Source organism: Okeania hirsuta (genome assembly GCF_003838195.1).
Lineage (GTDB): Bacteria > Cyanobacteriota > Cyanobacteriia > Cyanobacteriales > Microcoleaceae > Okeania > Okeania hirsuta.
The window spans coordinates 60,920-68,128 of record NZ_RCBY01000016.1; the positions used below are offsets into that span (position 1 = coordinate 60,920).

Here is a 7,209-nt window from a genome sequence, read left to right on the forward strand (position 1 = left end):
ATACTTGGCTATTTTGTCAACATATAATAATAAGCTAATTTTTTACACAAACAAATCAATGATAATTGCCCATTATTGGCATAAATTATGGACAATAATCTTTTCAATATTAGAGAATAGAAAAGCTCAAGATATAGAGTCTAATGAAGTATGTCTGGCAACCGTCAAATTCCCAAGGTACAGTAGTCAGAATTCAAGAGGAATTTTGTCAGAAAAATTGTTTTTTAACACTACTTGTTGTTATTTGTCAGTTATCTCTGTCACTATTTTTAAGAATAGACATCTCCAGAAAATAGGGAACAGCGGTGCGACCCTGAAGGACACCACAGACGCAAGCTGTCGGAACCCAAAGTTTTGCTAAGGCAAAGCTTCACTTTTTTGATACGGAATCTGGAGAGTACAAAGTTCTTCTGAAAAACAATTTACTTTCAAGACTAAAAGTATTATTGGAAAAGGCTTACAGAACCTATATTAGTGAATTGAGATTTTCTAACCTTGAAATCCCTGAAAGCCTTAGCTAGCAATAGTTATTCCCAGAACTTTGCACTGTCTAGTTCTTCAACAATAATAATTAATAATTAACAATTACCTCTCCTTGAAAAGAAGAGGATTGAGTAATAATGAAAATTTTTTCTCTCTTGGTCGATTGGCGAGGTCTCCTCGCCATTCCTCTACCGCTTGTTTCTCCTTTAAAGGAGAGAGAGGCTTTAAACCTTAATTATTCGGTCAACATATTGTGGGGCAAAACCTGTAGTCTCCCATAGGGAAAGGTTTCCTGTCCCTACTGGACTGACACAGCTAAAACTGTGCAATAAATTTTTGTATTCTATTCTATAGATGTCTTTTTCTCCCCACCCTCCCCACACTCCCCACACTCCCCGTCTAATGCACCATTTAAAGTGTGTCGGTTCACTACGGTCCTGAAGGGAGCACCATGGGAATGTCCACCAAGAGAGGAAACGCGCAGTCCTGTGAGGCAACAGTGGGAAATATTTTTCCCAGTATTTGATTCATCATCACTCTATATTCACTTCTTTTAGCCCAGGCTTTCTAGCAACATTTAGGTAAATTTTTGTCAAAAACATTCTAGTTTTTGAGTAAAATGTAAAAATAGATACAGAAAAAAATATAAAATTGTATGATTAGATGAAACTAAATAATGACTATCAGCGTAATCGACAAGAACTTCCTACTATTAATATGATGATGGGGGAAGCAGTGGAGGAATACAGGGGACAACATAGAGACCAAGGATGGACTTATCCTTACGTTAAACATATTCCCATACCTCAGCATCCTTCTAAAAAGCTGTTCTGCGCTAGAGATGATGAGTTAGCTAAGGAAAAACAAACTATTAATGTTGCTCAAATAGTAAAAGAGAAACAGGTTGAGCCAAAAAAGATAGCTCAGGTAAATAGAACAAATATATGCGATATATTACAATGGCAACGTTCAATAGCTAAGATCAAAGGAGACGAAAGGTTATTAAGTTTATTAGAGATTGAGTGGCGAGATAAATCTTGTGGATAGAGTTATGATTTTTTGATTTTGAGGATGTGCTTCTTGAAATAGATTAGGTAAATATATCGTTATCAAAATAATTGGGTCGCGTAACCCCGCCTTGACTGGCGAAATATTTTTAGAGAGTTACTCAAAATCCCCGTTACAAAAATAACTTCTAACTTCTAACTTCTAACTTCTGACTTCTGACTTCATTAAAGTGCCACTCTTAAAGAATATAGTATCCTAAGAGTGGCACAGATTTGCTAAGGAAAGGTCTGAAGACTACTGGATAGCGCCGAAATAGTAGCCCGCAACAACAAAGTTGATAGCCAATAATAATAAAGCCCAACCTGCACGAAAAGAATATTTCATCTAAATTTATTCTCCATTTTTATAGTGACGTTCTCCTACATCAAATCAAAGATGATGATGTGGGCTTCCCAACCTCATGGATAGGGCTTTCTGTTTTGCTGGCGCAACGCTGCGCGAACACAGGGAGTGCAACCACTTAACCCTCTGCAGACAGAGACGATGAGACCCACCGCATTTTTTTGGGATCAAGAAAATCCTATCATACAATTGATTCAATATCATACAAACATTTAAAGATTAGGAATTTATTTGTTTTCTTTTCCCTTCTTGACTTAAACACTTTCTCCAGCATGATAAGAACTACGCACTAGAGGGCCAGAACGCACATGAGAAAAGCCCATTTGTTGGGCGATCGCTCCAAGCTCCTCAAACTCTTCTGGTGTCCAATATTTTTGTACGGGCAAATGGGCTAGAGAAGGACGCATATATTGGCCTAAAGTAATGCGATCGCATCCTACTCTTCTCAAATCTGCCATGGCCTCAACTATTTCAGTTTTCGTTTCTCCATGTCCCAACATTAGACCTGACTTAGTAGGAATATTAGAGTTTAACTCCTTAACAATCCGTAATACATCAAGCGATCGCTCATATTTTGCCCCACGACGCACAGGGCCTTGTAATCGTCGTACTGTTTCAATATTATGGTTATAGCAAGCAGGTTCAGCATCTATAACTATCTTGATCCGTTGCTTTTGCTTTTCAGCTAAAGAAACAGATAACTTCTCAACCCCAAGTCCACCTTGACCACCCCAAAAATCAGCCGTCAAAACCTCTATTTTCGCCCCTGGGTTCCGTTGTCTAATAGCTGTCATTGTTGCGACAAACCAACTAGCACCACCATCTGGCAAATCATCCCTAGCAACAGAAGTCAATACCACATACTCCAAACCTAACAATCCTACAGCCTCAGCTACTTTTTGTGGTTCCTCCGGGTCTAAGGGCATCGGAGCATGACCCTTATCCACTTGACAAAAAGCACAAGACCGCGTACAAGTAGGACCCATCAATAAAAAAGTAGCTGTTTTCTGGGCATAACATTCGCCTCGGTTAGGACAGCGACCTTCTTCACAGATGGTATGGAGCTGACGCTGCTTTATAATTTTCTGTACAGTAGAAATATCACTAGCTTTTCCCAAAGAAGGACGCAGCCACTTTGGCATACTCTGAATTTGGCCTTTCATCCCAGCAGTGTTGACCTGAGTTGATATTGACCGACCATTTTTTGTAGCCATAAAAAATTAAAAATTTTTGTGCGCTTTTATATTAGAACAGATCAATGTAGAAGCCATGATTTAGCAATCTTGATGGCTGATTACAGGAATATAGATAAGATTAATTTGAAACACTAACTGATAACTGGAGGAGCTAGTCGTGGCAGGACACAAAATTTTAGTTATTGATGATAGTAAAGTTATTAGGGTAAGAGTCAAAGAAATGCTTCCCCAAGGAAACTTTAATGTTATAGAGGCAAAGGATGGCCAAGAGGGACTGAAATTTATTATTAAGGAACGTCCGAATTTAATTATGTTGGACTTTCTACTACCAAAAGTTACTGGTTGGGAAGTGTTCCAAAAAATTCAATCCCAATCTCAGCTAAAGAAGATTCCATTGGTATTAATGTCAGGCCGTAAAGAAGAGGTGACAGATAAAATTCCTGAACCTTTTGAGAAACATTTTTTTGCTTTTTTAGAAAAACCTTTTGAGAAAAAAGAGCTAACTGCAGCTATTAAGTCTGCCTTTGATTTGGCCAAAAAACGCCCGAGTGAGCAAATGGAAGTTGCTGCTTTGGGGGGAAGTTCTGGCGATATTCAAGCGTTGCAAGCTCAAGTTAAGAAAATGCAAGCTGAAATTGCAGCGTTGAAAAAACAAATGGCTCAACTTGTGACTATTATCAAACAAAAGTTGAAGTAGTAAAATCAGTCATTAAAAATTGGTTATTGATTATTCTGATATTTTTTTCCCCTGGAATATTGATATATTCTGGGGATAATATAAAATCCGGTTAAACAACCTCACTTCAATTTAGTAGTCAGTAGTCAGCAGAGGCAAACGGCCGTTTACTGGGGCAGAGCTTCCGCTAAGGCCAGTACAAGGATGCTAAACCCTGAAACGTTTAGTATTGCTAGAAATTTTACTATTCCCTATTCCCTATTCCATATTCCCTATTCTCTATGGGTATAAATTTGATCTATGTGCAATTAAACGGACTTGATATAATTTATTAACATTAGAGTTATAGCAATGTGCGCTGGCATATTTACAAATTACAAGAACTGTCCAATAGCTAAAAGTCTTGTATTATCGGTCTTTTATTCCCCCAGATGAGCTGTTGCCTGTTGCCTGTTGCCTGCGCACAGCGCTATATCGCTAAATAGAGGGAAAAAATCGCTCCAACCTAGACAGAGCAATAATTCTCAGCATTTTTAATTTCTAAGATCTAGAATCCTTACAGAACAAGGTTTTTGGGGATTTTTTAAGTTATAAAGCGACAAGTCTATTAGACATATCCGATAATCAAAAATAAAGTCAATTATCATTTTCTTTGTGGGTTTAATACCCCACCGTCTACAGGGTGTTCAAAATTACTTGGGGGAGCGAATCCATAAGTAATTTTCCTCCTGTCTCCTGTCTCCTGTCTCCTGTCTCCTTCTTCAATGCACAGAAATTATCAATTATTTCCCTCTACTCCCTACTCTCTCTTTTCTAGAGATATTTATTGGTCTGTACTTCAATAATTTGACTAATTTTTTCTCCCCAAATACCAGTTTGAAAAAAGAATGTTATAAATACAACACGCGCTATGCTGCTAAATTATTTTAATATATATATTGACTAAAAGAAAAGATTTGATTCCTCCTGACTACTGGCTACTGTACGTCGCCAATCCGACGGTTCCCCTAACTGACTACTAAAAACACCTTAAGTATTTGTAGCAAACATTTATAAAAATGGTATAACTCTTTGACTCAAAGAAAAACAAATTATGGTATTAGATTCAGAATTTCTTACTCAACTAAAAGCTGCTACACCTAGACTACTTGATTTACTCGCAGGTTTTTCTCAAGTTGAGGTTTTAGTGGTGGGAGATTTAACCCTGGATGAATTTATGACTGGTCAGGTAGAGCGGGTTTCTCGTGAAGCACCAGTATTAATTCTGCGTCACGAAACTACGGAGCAAGTACCTGGTGGGGGAGCTAATGCAGTTTATAATTTTGCTAAGTTGGGCGCTAAAGTTAAGGTTGTAGGTTTGTTAGGAAAAGATGAGCAAGGTAAAGCACTGCGTCATATTTTTGAAACAGCTAGAGTTGATACTACTGGAATTTTAGTCGATCCAAATCGCCCGACGGTAACTAAAACTAGAATTTCTGGTCATGCTCGTCAGTCTGTAACTCAACAAATTGTTAGGGTAGATCGAAAATCTGACGATCTGCCAGAAGTTGATTTGCAATTGCAATTGGCAGAGTATATTCAACGACAAGTTGCTACGGTAGATGCAGTAATTTGCTCAGACTATGGAGATGGTGTTTTGACGACACCAGTTATAGAGGCGGCTATATCTCATCCACAAAGAACTATAGTAGATACTCAGAAAGATTTACAGCGTTACAAGGGTGCTACTATATTTACTCCTAATCTTCCTGAAGCGGAGAAAGCAGTAGGATATGCTATTACTAATTCTGATACTCTATATCAGGCAGGATCTGACTTATTAAGGTTAACAGATGCAGAGCAAGTTTTGATTACTCGTGGCGAGGAGGGGATGAGTTTGTTTGATCGCGTAAATACTTCTAATTATCCCTCACCTTCTTTTATTCTTTCTGGTACTGGTGATACTCCGATTTATTGTTGGCATATTCCAGCTTTTAACCGGACAGATGTTTTTGATGTTACTGGTGCTGGTGATACGGTTGTTGCTGCTTTGACTTTGGCTTTGAGTATGGGTGCTTCTAGTTGGGAGGCTTCTGTTTTAGGAAATTTGGCTGCTAGTCTGGTGGTGCGTATATTTGGCACTGCAACTACGACGGTTAATGAACTCAGGGAGGCTTTACAAGCACTGGTTAGTTAGGCTCAAGTTACTCTATTGTGCGGCTTGGATGAAGGTGGCGATATAGCTGCCACACTTGCTACGCCAACGCCAAATCACCTCTATAGAGGAATGAACTAGAATTGTACTTTGTAAGTTTCCAGCTTACAATCAGTAATCATATCATGTCTGGTAGTATATTTAGTGGGACTTACAGCGGTTTTCATTCCGCTAACGCCCCTACAGGGTTTTGGTTATGACAAAGATTTAATGGTTGTGCCTGTGCGAAAGTGTGGGAATGGTCATATAACTATTGTCCCTTAATACTTTTAATTCTTATGGAATATCCTCTATGTGGCCATCACAAAACTCGGGTATCATGGAAAGACGAGCAAAGGAAGTCAACGATATTATTGTCCTGAATGCTTGCAAACTTTTCCTTCGGAATGTTGCGCAAACAGTGACACCTTCGACACTCTATACTATCGTAGACAGGTTCAGCCTGAACAAATGCGGATGGTTTTGCAAGCTCATGTCGAGGGTAGTAGTTTAAGAGGAATTAGTCGAGAGCGTGAATCTGGCCTATAATACAGTAGTCAGTGTGGTGAGAGCAGCCTCTCAAAAAGGACAGATGATTCATAATGCCAATGTAGAAAATATCCAAACCTCACAGATTAGTAGTGATGAGTTTTGGTGATTTGTTCAAAAAAAGCGAGTGCTAATTGGTGGGGTCTCCCCAGAATGTAAGACGCACTCAAGACACAAAAAAACTGTCAGATAAATGAATTGATAGAAGGTGACTGTGGGATTGGTATGACCCAAGCCTGATCAAGTGGGCTAATTCTCACAGCAAGAGTTGGTAAACATACAGACCAGTTCATAGAAGAAGTTATCGTTAACACGGAAGGTAAAACAGACTGTAAACAATGGCATAGGGATGACTGGGGAGGATATGAGCGAGTTCTCCCTCCAGAGGTAAATAATATTATAGGCAAGGAGCAAACGCAGCAGTTAGAGAGAACCAATGGAATTTTCCGCCAGCAAACAGGTCGATGGCATCGCACCCCAGAATAAATTTGGGAAAGTCTGGGAACAAACTGAGATAACGGTAAGGTTAGTGGTTAGTTATTTCAATTGGATTTTGGTTCATAGTCGCAAGGAAAAGACTGCTGCACAAGGAGCAGGGGTGGCGATCGCACCCTGGAGTGGGAATGATCTATTTATATCAAATCCGTTTAATTGGACATAAAAAAAATCTTCAATCGTCATAACTACCCTCATCTTTGTAATTCTTTCTCCTCCTGACTCCT

The 7,209-nt window shown here is 39.0% G+C and carries 5 protein-coding genes and 1 pseudogene; 4 read left to right on the forward strand and 2 right to left on the reverse strand.

Annotated elements, in window-relative coordinates:
* Positions 1-1,146 precede the first annotated feature (1,146 nt).
* Positions 1,147-1,530: a hypothetical protein gene (locus D5R40_RS04895; RefSeq protein WP_124144632.1), complete on the forward strand. Its 384-nt coding sequence runs from the start codon at positions 1,147-1,149 to the stop codon at positions 1,528-1,530.
* A 255-nt stretch (positions 1,531-1,785) separates the two neighbouring features.
* Here D5R40_RS04895 and psaX read toward each other — a convergent pair whose 3' ends face one another.
* Both psaX and lipA read right to left on the reverse strand, forming a co-directional pair.
* A complete protein-coding gene (psaX, locus tag D5R40_RS40795) occupies positions 1,786-1,875 on the reverse strand; it encodes a photosystem I protein PsaX (protein WP_124144633.1) in 90 nt (29 codons plus the stop codon).
* 272 nt (positions 1,876-2,147) lie between these two features.
* Positions 2,148-3,035, reverse strand: a complete 888-nt coding sequence (lipA, locus tag D5R40_RS04905; RefSeq protein WP_445974423.1) for a lipoyl synthase — start codon at positions 3,033-3,035, stop codon at positions 2,148-2,150.
* Between the two features lie 211 nt (positions 3,036-3,246).
* Here lipA and D5R40_RS04910 point away from each other — a divergent pair, with 211 nt between their 5' ends.
* The 3 genes and pseudogenes from D5R40_RS04910 (at position 3,247) to D5R40_RS04920 (ending at position 7,148) form a co-directional block, all read left to right on the forward strand.
* Positions 3,247-3,786, forward strand: coding sequence for a response regulator (locus tag D5R40_RS04910; RefSeq protein ID WP_124144635.1), 540 nt, complete (start codon positions 3,247-3,249; stop codon positions 3,784-3,786).
* A gap of 1,072 nt (positions 3,787-4,858) precedes the next feature.
* On the forward strand, positions 4,859-5,941 hold the full coding sequence (locus tag D5R40_RS04915) for a bifunctional heptose 7-phosphate kinase/heptose 1-phosphate adenyltransferase (protein ID WP_124144636.1): 1,083 nt from the start codon (positions 4,859-4,861) through the stop codon (positions 5,939-5,941).
* A gap of 281 nt (positions 5,942-6,222) precedes the next feature.
* Positions 6,223-7,148, forward strand: a pseudogene (locus D5R40_RS04920) (IS1 family transposase).
* Positions 7,149-7,209: the final 61 nt, after the last annotated feature.

Excerpts from the sequence above, each read along its gene's own strand:
- lipA (WP_445974423.1), bottom strand. The coding sequence starts at position 3,035 with ATGCCAAAGTGGCTGCGTCCTTCTTTGGGAAAAGCTAGTGATATTTCT.
- D5R40_RS04895 (WP_124144632.1), top strand. The coding sequence starts at position 1,147 with ATGAAACTAAATAATGACTATCAGCGTAATCGACAAGAACTTCCTACT.
- psaX (WP_124144633.1), bottom strand. The coding sequence starts at position 1,875 with ATGAAATATTCTTTTCGTGCAGGTTGGGCTTTATTATTATTGGCTATC.
- D5R40_RS04915 (WP_124144636.1), top strand. The coding sequence starts at position 4,859 with ATGGTATTAGATTCAGAATTTCTTACTCAACTAAAAGCTGCTACACCT.